Here is a 21,951-nt window from a genome sequence, read left to right on the forward strand (position 1 = left end):
AAGTTGCGTTTTAAGTCACGTTTTAAGCCACGTTAAATATGCGACTACACTTGTAAATCATGAGTAAGCATCATCGCGAACACAATTGGGCGCCTTCTTTAACAGAGCAGTCTGAAATATGGCAGAATCTAATTAAAGAAGGCATAACAATCGCAGACGACCACACGCACATGTTAAGCGTAGTGGATTTTGCAAAAAATCTTAATCAAGAATTATCGCAAAAAGGGCGAGAACCAATTGCGGAACCAAGTGCAGATGACTTAGTAAATAGTGCAAAAGCATCAGGCGTTTCTAAAATGATTGAGGTTGGATGCGAATATCCAAATTGGCAGCCAACAATAGATTTTGCGGCAGCTCACGCGGATTGCGTGCGTGCTGCAATAGCGATTCACCCCAACGAAGCGCCTCTACATGGTCATAGGGGAGCAGAAGGACCAGACGGCTTACCGGTGGTTTATAAGCCGTATCATGATATTTCATTTGACGAAGCGATGCAACACTTGCGCTCGCTAGTCGTAGGTAACGCAGAAGAAGTAGTGGCAATAGGTGAAACGGGATTAGACTATTTTCGCACAGGCGAACACGCAAGAATTTACCAACGCGAATCATTCCGCGCGCATATAGCACTTGCAAAAGAGCTTAATTTGCCGCTTCAAATTCACGATAGAGATGCTCATAGTGATGTTGTAGAAATTTTGCTAAAAGACGGAGCGCCAGAGCACACAGTGTTTCATAGCTATTCTGGCGGGAAAGACTTAGCTCAAGTATTAAAAGAAAACGGATGGTACGCGAGTTTTTCTGGAACGATTAGCTATAAGGGTAACGAAGATTTACAAGAATCTGCGCGAATTATCGGCAAAGATCACATTACTGTTGAAACAGATGCGCCGTACCTTACGCCAATGCCGTATCGAGGTCGCCCGAACGCTCCTTATATGGTTCCTTATACACTTGAATCGTTAGCAACCGCGCTTGACTGTTCTTTGCTAGAAGTAGCAAAGTCAACTTTAAAAACAACGAAAGAAATCTACGGTTTTTAGATGATCTAGTCTTATATTCTTGCTTTGATTAAGCCTTATTTTTCAAGGATTCTATGCTGACTTTGCTTTATATATCTGTTATTGTATACAATATTTAGGTACAAATAAATAAAACTGTAAGCAGTAAGACCATATGCGACTTCTTATTATGGCAGATTATTGCAAAGAAGAGGTCTTACTTTTTGGAGGAAAAATCAAGCATGACTAAGTCACGCGTTTCAGCGCTATCTAACGATAACGCTAAGGATCTTCGCAACGGGGCGAAGGAGTCTGAGAAGGCTGCTAAGGGAGTAACGAACCCTAAAGAGGCGATCCTAAAAGCCGCTTCTTTTACAAAAGCGCCAAAAGTTTCTCAGAAAACCACCACTCGCGAAGAACGAGAGGCGTTGGCGTATCAGCAGGCTAAAGAAGTTAAAGAGGCTGAAAAGCTTGCGGATAGTGCGGTTAGAGGTCCACTTGGCAGATGGTGGGCAAAGATACAAACCAGCTCAGATAAATTTACTTTAGGTATGTCGATAGTGGCATTGGGCGTTGTTTATGGAGATATTGGAACTTCTCCTTTGTACACTGCTCAAACATTCTTAGCTGGTCAAGGCGGATTGCAAAACATTAGTCGCGAAGCCGTTTACGGAATGTTATCCCTAGTGTTTTGGTCAATCACGCTGATCACAACCGTAAAATACGTGTTTGTAGCTATGCGCACAGACAACAAAGGCGAAGGTGGAATTTTTGCACTCTATTCGCTTATTAGGCGAAAAGGCGCGTGGCTTGCGATTCCAGCAATGATTGGCGGTGCTGCGTTCCTTGCGGATTCTGTTCTAACTCCAGCAGTTTCAATATCTTCTGCAGTTGAAGGTCTGCGAACTATATCTGCGTTTAGGCCTATTTTCTTAGAAAACGACAATCTATCTTTAATGATTACCGTGGTTATTATTGTGATTCTGTTTTCGGTTCAACAGCGAGGAACTGAAAGAATAGGCAAAGTTTTCGGCATAGTAGTTATGATATGGTTCGGATTCCTAGCGCTTGTTGGAATCATGAATATTGGAGAAGATTGGGCAATTTTTGAAGCTTTGAACCCAATTTACGGCTTGAAGTTTTTGTTTAGTTCGCACAATGTGCAAGGAATGGCGTTAATGGGCATCATATTCCTTTCCACAACAGGTGCGGAAGCCTTGTATTCTGATATGGGTCATGTTGGGCGTGGAAACGTTTACGTTACGTGGCCATTTATTAAAGTTGCTCTTGTTCTAAACTACTTTGGTCAAGGCAGCTGGATGCTACAACATCAAAACAATAAAGCATTATGGTCTATAGAAGGCTTAAATCCTTTCTTCCAGATGCTCAGCCCGAATTTACGTTATGTAGCAGTTGTGCTTTCTGTAACAGCAGGCATTATTGCATCACAGGCTTTGATTACTGGTGCATTCACTATGGTTTCAGAAGCTACAAGCCTTAATTGGATGCCTCATCTCCAGGTGCGTTACCCTGCGCGTACTCGTGGTCAGCTTTATATTCCAGTTGTTAATTTTGTGCTTTGTCTTGCAACTCTTACGGTTTTAGCTGTGTTTAAAGATTCAGAGCATATTTCGGGAGCATATGGTCTTGCACTTACGCTTACCATGATTGCTACAACAACACTTCTTACTGTTCACATGTGGTATCAAAAGAAGAAGATTGCTGCTTTAATTTTTGCCACTGTGTTCTTGATTATCGAGATTTTGTTCTTTATAGCATCTATGGCAAAATTCATGCATGGTGGTTGGTTTACCATGATTCTTGGGGCTACGATTCTTATCGTTATGCTCACTTGGAAGGATGGCACTAAGATTGAGCGTTCTCAACGCTTGCACATGAAGCCTAAGGATTTTCTGCCTGTGCTAGATAAGCTTCATCGTGATTTCCGTATTCCTTATTTTGCGGATAACATTGTTTATTTGACTTCCGATAAGGAAATGAAGCGTTTGGATACTGGAATCTTCTTCTCTATTTTTGCGGATCATCCTAAGCGTGCGCGCGCGTGGTGGGCTGTGTCAGTGGAAACGGATGATGCTCCGTTTACTCGCGAATATTGCGTGGAGAATTTTGGTACGGACTATTTGTTCCGCGTTAAGATCAAACTTGGGTTTAAGGTTTCTCCTTCGATTCCTGCGTATTTGCATCAGATTATGCACGATTTGTCGCATACTGGCGAGCTTCCGCAACAGCAATCTGTGTACCCTAAGGTTGATGCGGATCCAGATATTGGCCCAATTCGTTATGTGCTTTTGCATAAGGCTTTGATGCCTGAGTCGAATATTTCTTTGCGTGGTGCGTTATCGCTAAAAATGAAGTATGCGATTCGTCATATTGCTGGTACGCCTGTTAAGTGGTTTGGATTAGCTCCGTATAATCCTGTTGTAGAAGTTCAGCCGTTGTTTGTTTCCACTCGTAGACCTCCTCGTTTAAAGAGAGAAGAAGTTGCTTCTTCTAGAGCAGTTCAGTCTTTGCAAGGTTCAGGAATTGTGTCTGATGTTGCGTCGGATGCTGAACAAACAACTATTATGAACGCTAGAGATATTGTTAATGCAAATGTTTCTAGCGATGGCAAGTCTGAGAAGTCTGAAAAGTCTGCAAATAAGGAGACTAAGGAATCTAAAATATCTAACACTGGCAAAATCGCTAGAATAGATACTGGTCAGATTAAAGCAGTTAAAAAGTGAAGTGATTTAAGCAACTAAGCAACAAGTGCTTTGTTTGTGTTGCTTTGTTTTAAGGAGCGCGGTGTAATTATGCTTGCAGATTTGCCTGATTTTAATAGGATCGAAAAGTTGCATCGCGCTACTGCGCCAAGTGAAGCTGCGTACAATTTGATTCACTGCCATTGTGTTGTTATTGCTACGATTTCTTGGATGATCGCAAGACGTCAAAATCAGTTGTTGGCTTTTAAGCAGCTTGGTAGTATTGAGGATTTTGCGGATAAGTCGCCAGCATCCGTCGAACGGATTATGCTTTGTCAAATATCTAAAATCAATAAAGACTTAAAAAATAGATGTGATTTAGCAAAGTCGTGTCTTGAAAAATTAATAAATTTAGATCCGTTATCTCTTCCTCAAATCGATGGAGGTGCGGCTCCAAGTGATTATGTAGACGAATATGCTGCATTTGCTGGAGGATTGTTGCACGATATCGGAACTTATTTTGTTTTAGATAAAGACGGTTCGCGCGAAGAGAACAGTAAGTTGGAGTTTGACGGTCCTCATTATATTTTGCACGGCTTGCGCGGCTACAACTATTTGATTGATAACGGTTTTAGCGAAGATACTGCGCAATTTGCGCGTAATCATACTGGTGTAGGGCTGACTCGCGAGCAAGTTGTTTCTCAGAATTTACCGCTTCCAGCTGGCGACTATATTCCGCAAACTATTGAACAAGAAATTGTGATGGTCGCAGATAAATACAACAGTAAGTCGATTCCGCCGCGATTTTTAACAGTTGATACATATAGATGTAAAGCTGAACGATTTGGCGAAGAAAATGCAAAACGATGGATGTTCTTGGTTAATAAGTATGGCAGAGTGAGTGTTTGCAAGCTTGCAGATTTCTTTGGGCTTAAGGTTGATTAGGCAAAGTTGATTAAGCTTTGCTTTTATGGCTATAAAGCCGCTAATCCAAGTGCAGTGTTTACTTCGGCTACAATATCGTGCATAGCAGCGCTTGCTGCAGCTGCGTCACCTTCCATAATTGCCTGCGTTACCTTTTTATGGTTTAATATCGCTTCTTTATTTGGTTTTTGCGGATAAAGATTTAGCTCAACTCTGCCGCGTAATACGCTTTCGACTATTGAACTAAGTTTTGCAAAAATCGGGTTACCGCTATTTGCAAGCAAAAGAGTATGGAACTGGATATCTAATTCATGAAAATCTGCCAGTCTATTTTCTTCTACCGCTTTTACCATATCGTGACCAATTACGCCCAATTTATAGCGTATTTCTACATCTCCGCGTAATGCACATCCAGCTGCTGCGGCAGGTTCTACAACAAGACGAAGTTCTGTTAATGCTCGTAGTTCATTTTCTCTGTATGGTGAATGTAGTTTCCATGTGATTACTCGTGTATTTAAATCGTCCCAATTTTCTGGATTGCAAGCTATTACGCCTGTTCCGCGTTGAAATTGTACGCAACCCAAAGATGCTAATAGTCTTGTTGCTTCTCGAGCTACTGTTCTAGATATTCCATATTGTTTTTGAATATCTTCTAGTTTTCGATTAGTTTTTGGCTCCCATTTGTTATTTACTATTTCATCTGCGAGAGAATCTGCTATAGATAGATGTAAAGGAGCGTTTTCGGTCACTAAGTCACTAGAAATTTGACTTTGTGTGGTATTAGACACCATATTTGCCTCGCAGTTTTATGTATACTTATGGTTTCATCCTAGCAAATAGAAAATGAAAATATAGTTATGCTCAAAAAATAACATATCAAAGACTCTTAATTCTTTGACAAAGAGTCTTTGTGTGGTATTCTTATAGTGTTGTCAATAACAAAGGAGCTATTATGGCGATTCACATTGTAGTGATGGGCGTTGCTGGTTGCGGCAAGTCTACTGTTTCTGAGGCAATTCGCGATCAACTTGGTTACACTCTGGCAGAAGGTGATGATTTTCATCCAAAAGCTAATATAGATAAAATGTCCGCAGGAATTGCGCTAACAGATGAAGATCGTTGGCCTTGGTTGGATCTTATTAACAAATGGATGGTTGCGCGTGAAAGTCTTGGAGAAAACACAGTTGTTTCAAGCTCTGCATTAAAACGGTCATATCGCGAAGTTCTTTCTAAAAATCTAAACGTGTACTTCTTGCATTTAAACGGAAGCCATGAGTTAATAGCGCAGAGGCTAAAAGATCGTAAAGGACACTTTATGCCACCATCTTTATTGCCAAGTCAGTTTGCAATTTTGGAGCCTCTAGGTAAAGAAGAAAACGGAACCGTTATATCGATTGAAGGTTCTGTTGAAGATATGGTTCATAGAGCTATCAAAGCAGTAAAAACATATGAACAATCGCAGCTGCAAAAACAATCATAAATGCAAAACAATAGCAATTGTAAAGTGGCGCAATTGTAAAGCAGCACAAAAATATACATTCAAAAATTACTAACGCAAATAACAAAGTTGTTAGCGCATTGATCGTAAACAAAAGATCACAAGGAATTATAAATAAAGCATCACAATAATTAAAACAATTCACAAAATCATGGAGGATTTATGAGTGGGTTAATTCTTGCGGCAATATTAGGTATAGCGCTTATTGTCGTACTTATTGCAGTGGTAAAAGTACATCCCTTCCTATCGTTAATGATTGGTTCGATTGCAACTGCAATCATTGCAGGAGTTCCATATGATAAAAGTCTTACAAGCTTTACTAATGGAGTTGGTTCCACAGCATCAGGAGTTGGATTACTCATTGCTTTAGGCGGAATTATTGGAATTCTTCTTACGCGTTCTGGTGGAGCAGACGTGATTTGTGACACCATACTTAAGAAAGCTCCAGAACATAAGCTTCCATGGGCTATGGCGCTGAGCGCATTTATTGTTGGAATTCCACTGTTCTTTGAAGTTGGTGTAGTGATACTTATACCAATTATTCTTCTTGTTGCTCGTCGTACAAAAATGCCAGTAATTGCTTTAGGAATACCGGCGCTCGCAGGCTTATCGGCTTTGCATGCTTTTGTACCGCCACATCCTGGACCACTTGTTGCTATTGATGCTTTGCACGCAAACCTTGGATTGACTTTGGCTTTTGGTTTGATTATCGCCATACCAACTGTAGCAATCGCAGGACCTCTAATGGTTCATTGGATGGTAAAAATGGTTCCTATTCAAGCTAAGCAAGACGAAGACAATAAGAAGGAAGATAAGCCACAAAATCGTCCTACATTCGCGGAAGCATCTAGCGTAATTTTACTTCCAGTAATTCTTATGCTTGCAGCCAGTGTTGTTGATATTACGGGGCAATCAAAATCTACATTTGGTAGTGTAATCGCATGGATTGGAACACCACTTGAAGCTCTTACAATCACTACTATTTTTGCGATGATATTATTTGCTATTCGCGCAAAGTGGAGTAGGGATACATTAAATTCTCTGGTAGGCCTTTCGTTCTCCTCAATTGCAAGTATCTTGTTGATCGTTGCTGCTGGAGGTGGATTCAAGCAAACTCTTGTAGATTCTGGAATTGGTAAAGTTATTGCTACGGGCATTGTTCAGGCAAATCTTAATCCTCTTCTTGCTGGATGGATTGTTGCTGTACTAATTAGACTGGCGACTGGATCTGCAACCGTTGCAACCGTAACGGCATCTGGTATTGTTGCACCTTTGGCTGCAAATCTAAATCAAGTACAATTAGCGTTACTCGTACTAGCTATTGGTGCTGGATCAATCTTCTTATCTCATGTAAATGATGCTGGATTCTGGTTGGTTAAAGAATATTTCGGTATGAGCGTAGGACAAACATTTAAAACATGGTCATTAATGGAAACAGTATTGTCTGTTGTTGGACTTGCAATTATTATGCTAGTTTCCGCTGTTGTTCCTGTGTTCATATGAAATTAAAAAGATTATCTGAATAAGTTTTGTGACAGTTTTGCAAAAGTTATTAAAAGTTATTAAAAGTTATCAAAAAATTTGAAGGAAGGAATTTATTATGCAATTAGGTGTTATCGGTTTAGGGCGCATGGGTGGAAACATGGTTAAGCGCTTGCGCGAAGGAGGTCATGAAGTTGTTGGATATGACGTTAGTGCCGAATCAAATCGAGATGTTGATTCTTTAGAAAAATTGGTACAAAGACTTTCTAGTCCGCGTATTGTATGGGTTATGGTTCCAGCTGGTTCTCCTACAGACACAACTATCGAAAAATTAAGCAATCTTCTCGAAGATAATGACCTAGTAATTGATGGAGGCAATACTAGGTATATTGATGATCAACGTCATTCTGCTGAATTAAAAGCAAAGGGAATCCATTTTATGGATGTTGGAGTTTCAGGCGGAGTTTGGGGATCGACTCGTGGATACGCATTGATGGCTGGCGGCTCCGATGAAGATTATCAGAGAATGCTACCAATTTTCGAGACTTTGAAGCCTGAAGGCCCTGACGGACTCGTTCACGCTGGTGCTGTTGGCGGTGGTCATTTTGCCAAGATGGTTCACAATGGAATTGAATATGGCATGATGCAGGCTTTTGGTGAAGGCTTTGCAACAATGATGCGTTCAGAATTAATAGATGATCCAGCTAAGGTTATGTCTTCATGGCGCCAAGGTTCTGTTGTTCAGTCTTGGTTGCTTGACTTATTCGCGCGCGCTGCAAAAGACGATCCAACATTAGAATCTATGCCTCCTGTTGCTAATGAATCTGGTGAAGCAAAGTGGATGGTTGAAGCTGCACTTGAACTTGGTGTTCCAACCCCAGTTACCGCATGCTCATTGTGGGCTCGCCAAGTATCTCGCGGAGGTGGAGATGACACTTTGCGAGTAGTTTCATCGTTGCGTGCGCAGTTTGGTGGTCATGTCACTAAAAAATAGTCAAAGTAAGTAGAAAATATCTAAGGTAAAAATAGATAAAAAATAGATAAAGAATAGATAAAGATTGTATAGATGGGCAGTTATGTGTTAATTGCCCATCTATTTTATTTTCGACACTCCCGGGTTTTGTGTTTTTTATGGTTTTTTGTTTGTTTTTTGGGTTGTTTTTGGTTTTGTGTTGGTGGTTGTGGTGGTTTGTTGTGGTTTTTTGCGTGTTTTCGACACGCCGATGTTTTGGCTTGTTTTCAATGGTTTTGTGGTGTTTGTTTGGTGTTGGTTTGCGTTTTGGTGGGGTTTGGTGTAAGTTTATCTCTTGCTGCTCAGCGCGGCTGGTTCTCCTCGGTTGAGGTTGATGAGCCGGCTGGTGTGGTGGTGGTTTGAGAACTCAAGAGCGTGTCTGTACTACTTATTTAGTTAATTATTGCCAGTTCATTGTCAGCCTCACGGATTGTGGGGTGCCTGAGAGATGGTTAAATGATGGTGAGGTTTTTTGTTGGGATGTTCTTTCCTTAAAGAATGTCTCGTCTTTTTCTTTTATATTGGAGCCTTTTGTTGGCTCTTCATTGAAGTTTTTCGTGGAGGGTTCGATTCTGGCTCAGGATGAACGCTGGCGGCGTGCTTAACACATGCAAGTCGAACGGGATCTGACCAGCTTGCTGGTTGGTGAGAGTGGCGAACGGGTGAGTAATGCGTGACCAACCTGCCCCATGCTCCAGAATAGCTCTTGGAAACGGGTGGTAATGCTGGATGCTCCAACTTGACGCATGTCTTGTTGGGAAAGTGTTTAGTGGCATGGGATGGGGTCGCGTCCTATCAGCTTGTAGGCGGGGTAATGGCCCACCTAGGCTTCGACGGGTAGCCGGCCTGAGAGGGCGGACGGCCACATTGGGACTGAGATACGGCCCAGACTCCTACGGGAGGCAGCAGTGGGGAATATTGCGCAATGGGGGAAACCCTGACGCAGCGACGCCGCGTGCGGGATGAAGGCCTTCGGGTTGTAAACCGCTTTTGATTGGGAGCAAGCCTTTTGGGTGAGTGTACCTTTCGAATAAGCGCCGGCTAACTACGTGCCAGCAGCCGCGGTAATACGTAGGGCGCAAGCGTTATCCGGAATTATTGGGCGTAAAGAGCTTGTAGGCGGTTCGTCGCGTCTGGTGTGAAAGCCCATCGCTTAACGGTGGGTTTGCGCCGGGTACGGGCGGGCTAGAGTGCAGTAGGGGAGACTGGAATTCTCGGTGTAACGGTGGAATGTGTAGATATCGGGAAGAACACCAATGGCGAAGGCAGGTCTCTGGGCTGTTACTGACGCTGAGAAGCGAAAGCGTGGGGAGCGAACAGGATTAGATACCCTGGTAGTCCACGCCGTAAACGGTGGACGCTGGATGTGGGGCCCATTCCACGGGTTCTGTGTCGGAGCTAACGCGTTAAGCGTCCCGCCTGGGGAGTACGGCCGCAAGGCTAAAACTCAAAGAAATTGACGGGGGCCCGCACAAGCGGCGGAGCATGCGGATTAATTCGATGCAACGCGAAGAACCTTACCTGGGCTTGACATGTGCCTGACGACTGCAGAGATGTGGTTTCCTTTCGGGGCAGGTTCACAGGTGGTGCATGGTCGTCGTCAGCTCGTGTCGTGAGATGTTGGGTTAAGTCCCGCAACGAGCGCAACCCTCGCCCTGTGTTGCCAGCGGGTTATGCCGGGAACTCACGGGGGACCGCCGGGGTTAACTCGGAGGAAGGTGGGGATGACGTCAGATCATCATGCCCCTTACGTCCAGGGCTTCACGCATGCTACAATGGCCAGTACAACGGGTTGCTTCATGGTGACATGGTGCTAATCCCTTAAAACTGGTCTCAGTTCGGATCGTAGTCTGCAACTCGACTACGTGAAGGCGGAGTCGCTAGTAATCGCGAATCAGCAACGTCGCGGTGAATGCGTTCCCGGGCCTTGTACACACCGCCCGTCAAGTCATGAAAGTGGGCAGCACCCGAAGCCGGTGGCCTAACCCTTTTGGGATGGAGCCGTCTAAGGTGAGGCTCGTGATTGGGACTAAGTCGTAACAAGGTAGCCGTACCGGAAGGTGCGGCTGGATCACCTCCTTTCTACGGAGTTTTTGTGCACGCTCGGTTGAGTGTGGTTACTGGTGTGGAAAACAATAGTTAATGTTTTTAGATGAGTTTGTTGGGCATGCTTTTGGGTTCCCGGATTGCCACCCCCCTTTTTTTGGGGTTGCGGTCCTGGCCCTTGGATTACAGGTTGAGGCTTTTTGGTTTTTGGCTTGTGTTCTTGGTGTTTGGTGGTTTGAGAACTGGATAGTGGACGCGAGTAAGAATAGTGAGACTATTTTTGGTTTTGCTTGTTTTTACTTTTATCAATTTCAACCGGCTCCATTTTGGTGGAGTCGCTTGATCGTTTTGTGATCGTTTAGTGTGATGATTTATTGTCTAGAGAGTTAAGCGATAGGCTTTTTACTGGTGTATCACTGGTAAGGGCGTATGGTGGATGCCTTGGTAGACAGGACCGATGAAGGACGTGACGGGCTGCGATATGCCTCGGGGAGCTGCCGAGTGGGCTTTGATCCGAGGATTTCCGAATGGGGAGACCCGGCCACTGTTATGGGTGGTCACCACAGTTTTTGTGGGGGGTACGCAGGGAAGTGAAACATCTCAGTACCTGCAGGAAAGGATACTCCGTGAGTAGTGGCGAGCGAAAGCGGATCAGGCTAAACCGAGTACGTGTGATAACCGTCAGGTGTTGCGTATTCGGGGTCGTGGGATTGACTGTTCAGCCTCTGACGGGGTTGAGAAGAGTGATAAAATGTCGTGTTATGTGAATGGGATTGAATTCCCAGCCGTAGAGGGTGATGGCCCCGTAGCAGGTTGCGCGATGTCTTTTTATGTTTATTCCCAAGTAGCGCGGGCCTCGTGGAATCCCGCGTGAATCTGCCCAGACCGTTGGGTAAGCCTAAGTATTCCTGTCTGACCGATAGTGTACTAGTACCGTGAGGGAAAGGTGAAAAGCACCCCGGGAGGGGAGTGAAATAGTTCCTGAAACCGTGCGCTTACAATCCGTCGGAGCCTTCTTTGTGGGGTGACGGCGTGCCTATCGAAAAATGAGTCTGCGAGTCAGTGGTATGTGGCGAGGCTAACCCGGGTGGGGGAGCCGTAGCGAAAGCGAGTTTTAAAAGGCGTTTTAGTCGCATGTCCTGGACCCGAAGCGGGATGATCTAGCCCTGAGCAGGTTGAAGCGCGGGTAAGACCGTGTGGAGGACCGAACCCACCTAGGTTGAAAACTGGGGGGATGACTTGGGGTTAGGGGTGAAAGGCCAATCAAATTCCGTGATAGCTGGTTCTCTCCGAAATGCATTTAGGTGCAGCGTCATGTTATTGCTTGCAGGGGGTAGAGCTACTGGATGCTTGCGGGCCCATACCGGGTACTAATAGCAGCCAAACTCCGAATACCTGTTAGGTTTATCATGGCAGTGAGTCGGCGGGGGATAAGCTCCGTCGTCAAAAGGGAAACAGCCCTGATCGTCGTCTAAGGTCCCGAAGCGCGTGCTAAGTGGGAAAGGATGTGGAGTCGCATAGACAGCCAGGAGGTTGGCTCAGAAGCAGCCATCCTTGAAAGAGTGCGTAACAGCTCACTGGTCTAGTGGTTCCGCGCCGACAATGTAGCGGGGCTTAAGCACGCCACCGAAGACGCGACTGCATGATTTAGTTCATGTGGGGTAGGAGAGCGTCCTGTATGGGGTGAAGCGGCAGTGTGAACTTGTCGTGGACTATACGGGAGTGAGAATGCAGACATGAGTAGCGAGAGACAGGTGTGAATCCTGTCCGCTGAATGACTAAGGGTTCCGGGGCCACGTTCGTCGTCCCCGGGTGAGTCGAGTCCTAAGGCGAGGCCGACAGGCGTAGTCGAATGGATGAACGGGTTGATATTCCCGTACCGGTGTTACACCGTTCGAACTGAATCTGAGAGTACTAACCTTCGTTATTCTGGTTGATTATCTTTCGGGGTTTTCTTCTGGTTTAGTGTTGGGACTGTATCGGTAGTAGGTTAGCGTGGGAGTGACGCGGGTAGGTAGCCGGCTGCGGAGGTGGTTTTCCGTGGCTAAGCGTGTGGGCTGTCCTCTAGGTAAATCCGGGGGATGTTAAGCTGAGGCGTGATGGGTAGGCTGTAAGGCTGATTCCGGTGATCCTGCTTGCCGAGAAAAGCTTCAACGTGAGGTGTGATTCCGCTCGTACCCTAAACCGACACTGGTGGTCTGGTAGAGTATACCAAAGCGATCGGGCGAATCCTGGCCAAGGAACTCGGCAAATTACTCCCGTGCCTTCGGCATAAGGGAGACCCCTGATGGTGATATGGTTTCACATTGTTGAGCTGTTGGGGGTGGCACAAGCTAGGGGGTAGCGACTGTTTACCAAAAACACAGGAGCGTGCGAAGGCGTAAGCCGCTGTATACGCTCTGACGCCTGCCCGGTGCCGGAAGGTTAAGAGGATCCGTTAGCTTCGGTGAAGCGGTGAATTTAAGCCCCGGTAAACGGCGGTGGTAACTATAACCATCCTAAGGTAGCGAAATTCCTTGTCGGGTAAGTTCCGACCTGCACGAATGGCGTAACGACTTCCCCACTGTCTCGGCCAGGAGCCCGGCGAAATTGCAGTACGAGTAAAGATGCTCGTTAAGCGCAGAAGGACGAAAAGACCCCGGGACCTTTACTATACCTTGGTATTGTCGTTAGGTGTGGATCGTGTAGCATAGGCGGGAGGCTGTGAAGCGTGGGCGCTAGCTTGCGTGGAGTCGATCAGTGAAATACCGCTCTTTCCATATCTGGCGTCTAACCTCGACACGTTATCCGTGTTAGGGACAGTGCCTGGCGGGTAGTTTAACTGGGGCGGTTGCCTCCTAAAGAGTAACGGAGGCGCTCAATGGTCCGCTCAGCCCGGTTGGCAATCGGGTGTTGAGTGTAATCGCACAAGCGGGCTTGACTGTGAGACTGACGGGTCGAGCAGGGACGAAAGTCGGAGATAGTGATCCGGTGCCGGCGTACGGACGTGGCATCGCTCAACGGATAAAAGGTACCCCGGGGATAACAGGCTGATCATTCCCAAGAGTCCATATCGACGGGATGGTTTGGCACCTCGATGTCGGCTCGTCGCATCCTGGGGCTGGAGCAGGTCCCAAGGGTTCGGCTGTTCGCCGATTAAAGCGGCACGCGAGCTGGGTTCAGAACGTCGTGAGACAGTTTGGTCTCTATCCTCTGCGCTCGTTGGAATGTTGAGGAGACCTGCCCATAGTACGAGAGGACCTGGGTGGACGAACCTCTGGTATGCCGGTCGTCACGCCAGTGGCGCTGCCGGTTAGCTACGTTTGGAAGGGATAACCGCTGAAAGCATCTAAGCGGGAAGCCTGCTCCAAGATTAGCATTCCTTGCACTTTGTGTGTGAGCCCCCATGTAGAACACGTGGTTGATAGGCTGGATGTGGAAGCCCTGTAAGGGGTGGAGCTGACCAGTACTAATGGGCGATTGTGATACTACTTGTATTGCTTATCGTTTAATTCTCTTAACTTTGAGGAGTGTTAGACGGTCATTTTATGGTTAAGTTGTTGATTTTGATGATTGTTTTTCTGTTGCTCGCGTTCATGTCCGGTTCCCAAACCGCCAATTTGCCGCTCGTTTAAAGCGAGTGTATAATCTAGTTTTGCGGTGGTCATGGCTCAGGTGAGACGCCCGGTCCCATTCCGAACCCGGAAGCTAAGGCCTGACACGGTGAGGGTACTGCACTCGATAGGGTGTGGGAGACTAGCACGCTGCCGCATTATTCTTTGATAAGCGGGGAACTTGATTGTTCCCCGCTTTTTTATTATTTAAGCTTAGGTTATCGTTCGCGCGCGAGATTCACGCTATTCCTCACGGCTATTAGTAGCCGTGCGCTACGACCTACCTTTTCGCTTAGAACGTAGCGCGAACGATATTTCCTTACTTATTGTTGCGCGAGGTTTGATGTATTTCTCTCCTCGCAAGTCCCGTCGCTACGCTCCTCTTTTATTGCTCGTATAGAAATACATCAAACCTTCTGAATATCTAGAACTTTTGCGTGGTTTTCATCGCTGAGATTCTCGATTTTTCTTGCTCTCTCGGCGAGTCACCACCTTCGGCGCTGAGGCTCGCCTCTTTCGCTGCGAAAAATCTCGAATCTCTACCTCACTTGCGCTGAAACATGTTAGTGTAAAGAATCTTGTTAGCGTAAAGAGTAGTGTGTAAGTGTAGCTTTAACACAATTAGACGGAAGTATGTATGAAAAAGGCTCTTATTAACATTGATTATACGAATGATTTCGTGGCAAGTGATGGCTCGCTTACAGTAGGAGAGCCTGCACAAAAGCTCGAGAAGCGAATTACAGAGATATCGCAAGAATTTCTAGACGCTGGAGAATTCGTTGTTTTTGCAATCGATACGCATCATCTAAACGATCCGTATCATCCTGAAACTAAGCTTTTCCCACCTCACAATATTGCTGGAACACACGGTCAGAAACTGTATGGCATGCTTGGTAATTTTTATGAGGCAAATAAAGATAAAAGCAACGTTTATTACATTCATAAGACGCGCTACTCGTCGTTCAATGGCACTGATTTGCTGATTAAGCTTCGCGAACGTCATATTGAGGAGCTGCATTTGGTAGGCGTTTGCACAGATATTTGCGTGCTTCACACGGCTGTCGATGCGTATAATCTTGGATTCAAGATTGTGGTTCACAAAGATGCAGTCGCAAGCTTTGATCCTCAAGGTCACGAGTGGGCTTTGCGCCACTTTAAGACTTGTCTTAATGCAGATATTGTAGAAGGCTAAGATCTTTAGCTAAAAATATAAATAATTATTAAATAATCAATTATTAAATAATCGACGCTGGTTGCTTTGAGCTGCCAGCGTTTTTGTTTAATCGGAGTGTCGACTTGACTATTAATGAGAATCATTATTATTATTGATAGACGTTGTAAAGATGTCTTCGAGTAGTTATGTGTAAAAGAAGAGTACACATTGCGAAATAGAGAAGATGAAGTGTAGAGAGCGAAATAGTAATTATGACTCAGGTCATTAAGAATATGGTAAAACGCGCGTTTGCAATGTGTGGCGTTGTGGTGCTTGCGTTTGCGGTGCTGGTATCGGGGTTCAGTGCTGCAAATCCTGCGTATGCGGATGAAGAACAAACTATCTATAAGTATGATGCAAGTGCAAAAGATGTGCTGGCAAACGGTCATATGGACATCTTCTATCCATTTATGCATAATGGCAAGCTCATAATGGGTTTTGAAGCCAACTCTATGCTATACAAGCCTGAAAATGTAACAATGAAGGTTGGTCAATCATCATACAGTACGCAAGATTTTGATAATTACAAAAACAAGTTACCATTCGATGCTTCACAAGGTTATTGGCTTTTAGACGAATCTGGTAATAAACAAGATAAAGAGCTATTCCCAGGGTGGGATACTTCCATTACTTCTAAAGCAGTTGGATCGGAAAATCCAGATGGCGCATCAGCAGATATTGTTATACAAAAAGTAACAGCTCCTAAAGGTGCAAAAGTATTAATATGGCAGTCTGCAAAAAATAAGGATAAAGAATCCATAGCAAAATCATTTGAATATCAAGATAAAGATGATGAAAAAGAGGAAGGCAGCCGATTCGAGCTTCCAGGAGTGATTCATCAATCTCAAGTTACACATCAACATACAAACTGGGTATTCACTCAGCCTGGAACTTATACATTAGAAGCGTACGCTGTTATTAAAAATAAGACGACGAAAGAAACTAAAACCACTAATACTGCCAAATATACTTTTATTGTTGAAGCAAGCCATAATCATACCGTGTCATCTGAGTCTGTTGTTAAAGAACGCGGAAAAGCGGAAATTCCAGTTTTGGATGCAAACACTAAAGACGATAATCCTTCTGAAAACTCTGACTGTGCTGATGGCAATCTGTGCATACTAGGGATTCGCAATACAGGTAGCCACCCACATTATCATTCCTATGAGCCAGGCGGTGGATTGAATCTTTACACGTATCGTGAAGGATTCAAAAAAGATATTGAAAACGGAACAATAAAAAAACCATCATACGAATGGTGTATAAACAGGGCTGACGAACAAGAAAACACGTTTGCATCATGCTTCTTAGGTGAAAGGCTAAAGCTGCCAGCCGAACCTGCGATGAACGGAATGAAAGTTCGCGTGATTCTAACAGGTGAAGGAATCGGAGCTTTCGATAGAGATAGAGCTTTCGGAACAATAGTCGTAGAAGATCATGGCGCTGACGGACGCCCAGTAGTACAAGCATACGGAAAGTCCAAAGTCAATTTAGGAGAAAAAGTTCATCTAAAAGCTAAACTGTTCTCCCCACGAGTTCCTACTGTAAAAGGTGAAGCGTCTGATCCAGAAGAGCCAGCGACATCCATAGTAAAAAAATACAAGTGGATGATTAAAAAAGATGGCGAAAAAGAGTTTAAAAATATTGAAGGTTCTGCCGATGGAAGCACATGCGAATTAACAATTGATGAAAGCATGCAGGATGCTGTCGTTCGCGCTTATCTTGTGCTAGACGACGGAACGTTATATAGGAACGCAGGTTTCGATGATTTTTGCGATTGGAATGTCAATATAAAGAATTTAGACAAAAAAGATCATGCGCAACCTGAAAACTCAAAAGATTCTAAGAATAAGAAGAACAACAAGAATAAAAACAACAATAAAACAAAGAATAAGAAGAATAAGAAGAATAAGAAGAATCGTAAAAAGAATAAGAACCATAAGTCTAATGGGAACGATGAATCTGATAGTCAGAATGAGATAGAAGACGGCAATCAGAACGAAGAATCCAATAACACAGGTGTATCAAAGGAAAAGAATAACAACAAGGAATCAGAGTCAGATAATAAAGATTCTAAAAAGAACAAAAAGAAAAACGATAAGGATAAAGATAAAAAGAAGAATAAGAATAAGTCAGATGAAAACGAAGATGATTCCAATTCGTCTGAGTCTTCCAATTCGCATAGCTCTTCCGAATCGTCAGACTCTGACAATAACAGTTTTAAGCAATCCGCAACCACTCCGTTAGTTGCAAGAGCTAATACTAATAATGTATTTACAAATGCTAGTGGAAGCTTCACAAAATCTTCTTCTAAAGGATTAGGCGGATTGTCAAATGGTATTTCTTCTTCAAAACATTCTAAGAAGATGAAAAAAGTGAAACTGCTTAGTAAAAAAGGCAAAAAGTCAAATAAGACTAAAGCTGCTTCATACAATTCTGATGATGAAAACATTGAGGATTCAGAAGTACTAGAAGATTCAGAAGAAGAACAAGAAGCAAAAAGTCACAAAACAAAATGGGTAGCTGCTGCTGTAGGAACTGCAAGCGTGAGCTTGTGTGCTGTAACAGGAGCTGGGGCTTTCTTGATGAGACCACGTATGAAGTTGTTGTAGAAGGAGAAGAAAAATGACTAAAAACAAGCACTATATAGCAACGGCAATAATAGCATCAATATGCACAGCAATTATGCTACTAGCTACGGCTCTACTTCCATCTCCATTTATGGGGTCCGCCAAAGCTGCAACAAGCAACCAGCCAGTTATGATTCAGGCAGGTCACGCAGATTTTGGACCAACACTTTCTGGCGGAAATTGGAAAATACAAATTCGCGATGATACTGGCGACGAACCAGTATGGAGAGACCCAGAAAACGTAGTATTCAAACTTGGCAACAGCTCAATAGTTCCTATGCCAAACGATGCAACGTACAACTTTATCGGCGAAAAACCAGGAACAAAGCTTTATGTGATTCCACAAACACAAAACTCTAATGTGGTATGGCTCGGATGGAACACGCAGGAAGGTGGAGTGCTTAACGAGCTAGATCGCGGAGCAAACCTTTCGCTTGATGGCGTTAGCGGACCTGGAAAACTGCACGTTTACCTTGAAAATGGCAATAATGCTCCACAGCAATTATGGGATAGTACTAAAGGATATCCACAAAACAGTTGGATTGAAGCGAACGCGCACACTCACGTAAATTGGGTATTCTCGAAGCCTGGAATTTACCATGTAAAGCTCACTTTTTCTGGAAAACTAAAGAATGGTCGCGCTGTAAGTGACACTCGTGTGCTTAATTTTGCAGTGGGAGAAAAAACAGATCCACAAGCTGCGTTATCTGGAGCAGCAGGAGCAGCATCTTCAGGCGCGCACTCTCAGTCTGGCTCATCGAATGCAAACGAAGGAAACGACGGAGAAAATAACGAAGAGTCTGACGCAGACAACAATGATGAGAATGCGGAAGGAAGCGAATCGAGCAATGCTTCCGCCAGAAAGCATAAGAAAGCTAGTAGCGCTGACGATACAGTAGCGATAGCGCAAATTGTGATGATTGTATTTGTAATTCTAACAATCGTAATTATTGCGTTTATTGTATTTGCTGTAATTAAAAGCAAGAAGGCAAAGCAGCAGGCGATTAGCCAACATGGCGCGAATCAGCAAGTTTCGCCAATGGCTCCTATGCAGCAACCAACGCAACCGCAAATGGTGGCTCCAGTGCAGCAAATGCAACCGCAGTACGTACAACAGCCTGTACAACAACAGCAGTATGGAGTTCCGCAGCAACCAGTGTATGCTCAGTCTAATGTGCCAGTGCAGCCAGTTGCTCCAGCACAGACTTATGCTCAGCCATATTCGCAGCAGTACGTTCAGCCTCAAGCGAATCAGACTTATGCGAATCCAAATCCTCAGTATGTTGAAAATCAAAGTTCACTAAGTGACTTAGTGAATCCTACAGAAGAAACAACGATCTTACCGAACACAGATTTTAATAATTTAGGACAAAACAATGCGTAATAAATCAACCTTAATCTGCTTTAGACTACTAAGCGCGATTTTAAGCGCAATAATATCTTTTGGATTCTTGGCATCGATGTGCTGCTGCAATTGCGGCAGTGCGTATGCGAGTGAAGCGCAAAAAAATGGGCTTTCTGCTACAGAAAGTGATAATAGTAGCGACGAGGATAAAGATCCTGACGAGAATGTATATTCGGATGATTCAAGTAGTTATGATTCTTCCAATATGCCTAAAACTGATCAGAATCCTGCAAAAGATCCAAAAAAGAGCGATAATCCTAATAAAACCAGTAATGAAGAAGCTTGCAAGGCCGCTGTTGTAGCTAAAGATTCCAGTAAGCCAAAGGATTCAGACACACGATACGAAAAGTGTAAGGTGTACAAGGGTCATACTGATGGCATTGCTGTGTATATGGATAAAAGCAGGCATCTTGTGTTGGGAACGCAAGGAGATTATTTCCCAGGCGTACCCCAAAACGGTGTTAGGTACAATTCTGATCGCATAGAATTTATGCTTGGAAGCAACACAAAATTAAGAAAATCTGATTTTGCTAAAGAATTAAGTTTTCTTTCTAAAGATAATAGTAGCGAGTATGTTTGGGCTTTGCCTCAAGGACAGGAAGATAACAAGTTGTGGTTGGGTTTTACAACACAAACATTGCCTCGTAAAACTGTTTCCGCTGTAAAGTTTCACTTAAAGTCTGCGACTATTCCAGAAGGCGGAGCAGTGTATGTTTATGAGAATGATTCTCACGGTAAGGTAATACCTGTTTTAGGATCGCCTAATACTGATTTTCCTCATAAGTTTTATAGAAACGACAATACGCATTTGCATGTTAATTGGGTGTTTACCAAACCAGGTGAATATGGTCTGTGCATAGAAGTAACAGTTAAAACAAAAGACGGGAAAATCCTTAAAGATTCGCAAGGATACACGTTTAATGTGGATATGCAAGGTGATGCTACTGGTGAATATTTTCGTATAGAAGATAAAGATCCTGATAACGATAGCGAATTAAATAAACACGAAAATCAGAATACAAACGAAAGTGACGAAGACGGTAACGATAGTGATAATGAAGATGAAGAATCTGAAGACAACGAAGATGAAGATGGTGAAGATTCTTCCACTTCGATTGTCATAAACGGAAACAACAACAGAGTTTACGTAACCCCATGGCCTGGTGCCAAGCCAAATGGCGGACTAGCTAACCAAAGTTCCGACGAGGAAGATGGCAATGGGAAAAGTGAAGGCGGTAACGGATCTGAAGGCGGTAACGGATCTGAAACCGAATCTAAAGGCAAAGACAAAAAGCAAAAAACCGTCAAAAAATGCTCAAAATTTAAGGATTTACAAGGCGATAAGCTAGTAATAAAGCATGGTCACGTTGATTTAGCAACCTATTCAACTGGTAACGGAATAGGATTTGCAGTACAAGAAGACGTGACTGGAAGCCACGTGAAACGCGACCCGAGCAAAGTTGTGTTTTATGCTGGAAAATTAGCTAAAGATAAAGGTGTGTGGCGACTTCCACAAACGCAAAAAAATAGCGTACCGTGGGTTGGCTGGAGTAACCAGAATTTAAGCCCACACAAGCCAAGCAAGATCAGCCTTAAATCTGTAAAAGGGCCAGGTAGCGTGCGAATTTGGTTGCAAGGCGGACTTGGTGTAAAAGCTAAAACACTCATGTCTAGCAGTGGAAACAGTACGTATACAATCCCAGCAAACACGCATATGCATTTAAACTGGGACTTCTCAAAGTCTGGATATTATACGATTACTTTTGCTGTAAGCGCAAACGGAAAAACAGTTACAAAAGACTTCCACTTTGCAATTGGTGTAGACCCAATGGAAAAGCCAATGAGCTGCTCTATGACAAAGGTTGATGATGAAGACGGAGATTCAGACGATAAATCAAATGAAACTGATGAAAATGGTGATGACTCTGAGAATAACTCCGACGACGAAGACAAACAAAACAACAATAATAACAACGACAATAACAACAACAATTCTGGAAATAATGGAAATTCTGGCAATAATAGTGGCACGACGCCATTAGCAGCTGCAGCTAGAGGAAACTCCGGTTCGGGAGGATCATTCTTTGGTGGTGGAATTGGAGCATCGAAAAGCGCTAATCGAGGCAAAACTGGCAGGTCTGTAAGTCTTTCTGGCGGAATTGGAAATCATGCAAACAAAGGCATCCAATCAAAATACAATTCCAAACGAGTTAAAGGTCTAAGAAAAAGTTTGCAAAGCGGCGTTAAAAGCGAAGAGCCTAGAGGAATAGTAGGATTGTTCAAACGCAAGCCAGTAGTTGCATACACGGCTTTAAGTCTTGGTATTACAGCAATTTCTGGAACTTGCGCAGCTGGATTGTTCGTTCTACGCAAACGCGGATTAATACCTGCAGGAGGCTTATTTAGAGCACTTATGAATTTGAAATAAAGCGTAGAAAACATTGGTAA

General features: G+C 43.9%; 13 protein-coding genes and 3 rRNA genes. 15 read left to right on the plus strand and 1 reads right to left on the minus strand.

The genetic code is table 11. The features are described 5' to 3' along the window. Nucleotides 1-59: 59 nt before the first annotated feature. The 3 genes from HXT53_RS00775 (at nucleotide 60) to HXT53_RS00785 (ending at nucleotide 4,645) form a co-directional block, all read left to right on the plus strand. The gene (locus HXT53_RS00775; RefSeq protein ID WP_101888013.1) at nucleotides 60-1,040 is read left to right on the plus strand and encodes a TatD family hydrolase; all 981 of its coding nucleotides are present in this window, start codon (nucleotides 60-62) and stop codon (nucleotides 1,038-1,040) included. A gap of 200 nt (nucleotides 1,041-1,240) precedes the next feature. Then, on the plus strand, nucleotides 1,241-3,742 hold the full coding sequence (locus tag HXT53_RS00780; protein ID WP_004112737.1) for a KUP/HAK/KT family potassium transporter: 2,502 nt from the start codon (nucleotides 1,241-1,243) through the stop codon (nucleotides 3,740-3,742). A gap of 69 nt (nucleotides 3,743-3,811) precedes the next feature. Further along, nucleotides 3,812-4,645: an HD domain-containing protein gene (locus HXT53_RS00785; protein ID WP_004118194.1), complete on the plus strand. Its 834-nt coding sequence runs from the start codon at nucleotides 3,812-3,814 to the stop codon at nucleotides 4,643-4,645. Nucleotides 4,646-4,674: 29 nt separating this feature from the next. On the opposite strand, the gene HXT53_RS00790 is transcribed toward HXT53_RS00785, so the two are convergent. After that, complete coding sequence (locus tag HXT53_RS00790) at nucleotides 4,675-5,415, minus strand: FadR/GntR family transcriptional regulator (protein WP_004112733.1); 741 nt, start codon at nucleotides 5,413-5,415, stop codon at nucleotides 4,675-4,677. 161 nt (nucleotides 5,416-5,576) lie between these two features. Between HXT53_RS00790 and HXT53_RS00795 the strand changes: the two genes are divergently transcribed. The 12 genes from HXT53_RS00795 to HXT53_RS00850 all read left to right on the plus strand — a co-directional run bounded on the left by HXT53_RS00795 (nucleotide 5,577) and on the right by HXT53_RS00850 (nucleotide 21,931). Further along, nucleotides 5,577-6,104, plus strand: a complete 528-nt coding sequence (locus HXT53_RS00795) for a gluconokinase (protein WP_004112729.1) — start codon at nucleotides 5,577-5,579, stop codon at nucleotides 6,102-6,104. 180 nt (nucleotides 6,105-6,284) lie between these two features. Further along, on the plus strand, nucleotides 6,285-7,625 hold the full coding sequence (locus HXT53_RS00800; RefSeq protein WP_004118196.1) for a GntP family permease: 1,341 nt from the start codon (nucleotides 6,285-6,287) through the stop codon (nucleotides 7,623-7,625). Between the two features lie 97 nt (nucleotides 7,626-7,722). Continuing rightward, the gene (gene gnd, locus HXT53_RS00805) at nucleotides 7,723-8,598 is read left to right on the plus strand and encodes a phosphogluconate dehydrogenase (NAD(+)-dependent, decarboxylating) (RefSeq protein ID WP_004118197.1); all 876 of its coding nucleotides are present in this window, start codon (nucleotides 7,723-7,725) and stop codon (nucleotides 8,596-8,598) included. A 72-nt stretch (nucleotides 8,599-8,670) separates the two neighbouring features. After that, entirely contained in the window at nucleotides 8,671-8,979 is a 309-nt protein-coding gene (locus HXT53_RS00810) for a hypothetical protein (protein ID WP_421780390.1), read from the plus strand. Between the two features lie 191 nt (nucleotides 8,980-9,170). Then, a 16S ribosomal RNA gene (locus tag HXT53_RS00815) occupies nucleotides 9,171-10,698 on the plus strand. Nucleotides 10,699-10,758: 60 nt separating this feature from the next. After that, the gene (locus HXT53_RS00820) at nucleotides 10,759-11,016 is read left to right on the plus strand and encodes a hypothetical protein (RefSeq protein WP_246943692.1); all 258 of its coding nucleotides are present in this window, start codon (nucleotides 10,759-10,761) and stop codon (nucleotides 11,014-11,016) included. A 55-nt stretch (nucleotides 11,017-11,071) separates the two neighbouring features. Continuing rightward, nucleotides 11,072-14,133, plus strand: a 23S ribosomal RNA gene (locus tag HXT53_RS00825). A gap of 164 nt (nucleotides 14,134-14,297) precedes the next feature. After that, a 5S ribosomal RNA gene (gene rrf / locus HXT53_RS00830) occupies nucleotides 14,298-14,414 on the plus strand. Together the 16S, 23S and 5S rRNA genes form the textbook arrangement of a ribosomal RNA operon. 478 nt (nucleotides 14,415-14,892) lie before the next feature. Continuing rightward, nucleotides 14,893-15,447 (plus strand): cysteine hydrolase family protein, encoded by a 555-nt coding sequence (locus HXT53_RS00835; protein ID WP_014554803.1) that lies wholly within the window; start codon nucleotides 14,893-14,895, stop codon nucleotides 15,445-15,447. A gap of 233 nt (nucleotides 15,448-15,680) precedes the next feature. Then, nucleotides 15,681-18,080: a choice-of-anchor M domain-containing protein gene (locus HXT53_RS00840; protein ID WP_421780392.1), complete on the plus strand. Its 2,400-nt coding sequence runs from the start codon at nucleotides 15,681-15,683 to the stop codon at nucleotides 18,078-18,080. A gap of 13 nt (nucleotides 18,081-18,093) precedes the next feature. Further along, entirely contained in the window at nucleotides 18,094-19,482 is a 1,389-nt protein-coding gene (locus HXT53_RS00845) for a choice-of-anchor M domain-containing protein (protein WP_004113720.1), read from the plus strand. Further along, on the plus strand, nucleotides 19,475-21,931 hold the full coding sequence (locus HXT53_RS00850) for a choice-of-anchor M domain-containing protein (protein ID WP_180372325.1): 2,457 nt from the start codon (nucleotides 19,475-19,477) through the stop codon (nucleotides 21,929-21,931). The genes HXT53_RS00845 and HXT53_RS00850 overlap by 8 nt, the downstream gene beginning before the upstream one ends. Nucleotides 21,932-21,951: the final 20 nt, after the last annotated feature.

It is taken from the genome of Gardnerella sp. KA00390, assembly GCF_049244075.1.
Lineage (GTDB): Bacteria > Actinomycetota > Actinomycetes > Actinomycetales > Bifidobacteriaceae > Bifidobacterium > Bifidobacterium vaginale.

Excerpts from the sequence above, each read along its gene's own strand:
- HXT53_RS00775 (WP_101888013.1), top strand. The coding sequence starts at position 60 with ATGAGTAAGCATCATCGCGAACACAATTGGGCGCCTTCTTTAACAGAG.
- HXT53_RS00780 (WP_004112737.1), top strand. The coding sequence starts at position 1,241 with ATGACTAAGTCACGCGTTTCAGCGCTATCTAACGATAACGCTAAGGAT.
- HXT53_RS00785 (WP_004118194.1), top strand. The coding sequence starts at position 3,812 with ATGCTTGCAGATTTGCCTGATTTTAATAGGATCGAAAAGTTGCATCGC.
- HXT53_RS00790 (WP_004112733.1), bottom strand. The coding sequence starts at position 5,415 with ATGGTGTCTAATACCACACAAAGTCAAATTTCTAGTGACTTAGTGACC.
- HXT53_RS00795 (WP_004112729.1), top strand. The coding sequence starts at position 5,577 with ATGGCGATTCACATTGTAGTGATGGGCGTTGCTGGTTGCGGCAAGTCT.
- HXT53_RS00800 (WP_004118196.1), top strand. The coding sequence starts at position 6,285 with ATGAGTGGGTTAATTCTTGCGGCAATATTAGGTATAGCGCTTATTGTC.
- gnd (WP_004118197.1), top strand. The coding sequence starts at position 7,723 with ATGCAATTAGGTGTTATCGGTTTAGGGCGCATGGGTGGAAACATGGTT.
- HXT53_RS00810 (WP_421780390.1), top strand. The coding sequence starts at position 8,671 with ATGGGCAGTTATGTGTTAATTGCCCATCTATTTTATTTTCGACACTCC.
- HXT53_RS00820 (WP_246943692.1), top strand. The coding sequence starts at position 10,759 with ATGTTTTTAGATGAGTTTGTTGGGCATGCTTTTGGGTTCCCGGATTGC.
- HXT53_RS00835 (WP_014554803.1), top strand. The coding sequence starts at position 14,893 with ATGAAAAAGGCTCTTATTAACATTGATTATACGAATGATTTCGTGGCA.
- HXT53_RS00840 (WP_421780392.1), top strand. The coding sequence starts at position 15,681 with ATGACTCAGGTCATTAAGAATATGGTAAAACGCGCGTTTGCAATGTGT.
- HXT53_RS00845 (WP_004113720.1), top strand. The coding sequence starts at position 18,094 with ATGACTAAAAACAAGCACTATATAGCAACGGCAATAATAGCATCAATA.
- HXT53_RS00850 (WP_180372325.1), top strand. The coding sequence starts at position 19,475 with ATGCGTAATAAATCAACCTTAATCTGCTTTAGACTACTAAGCGCGATT.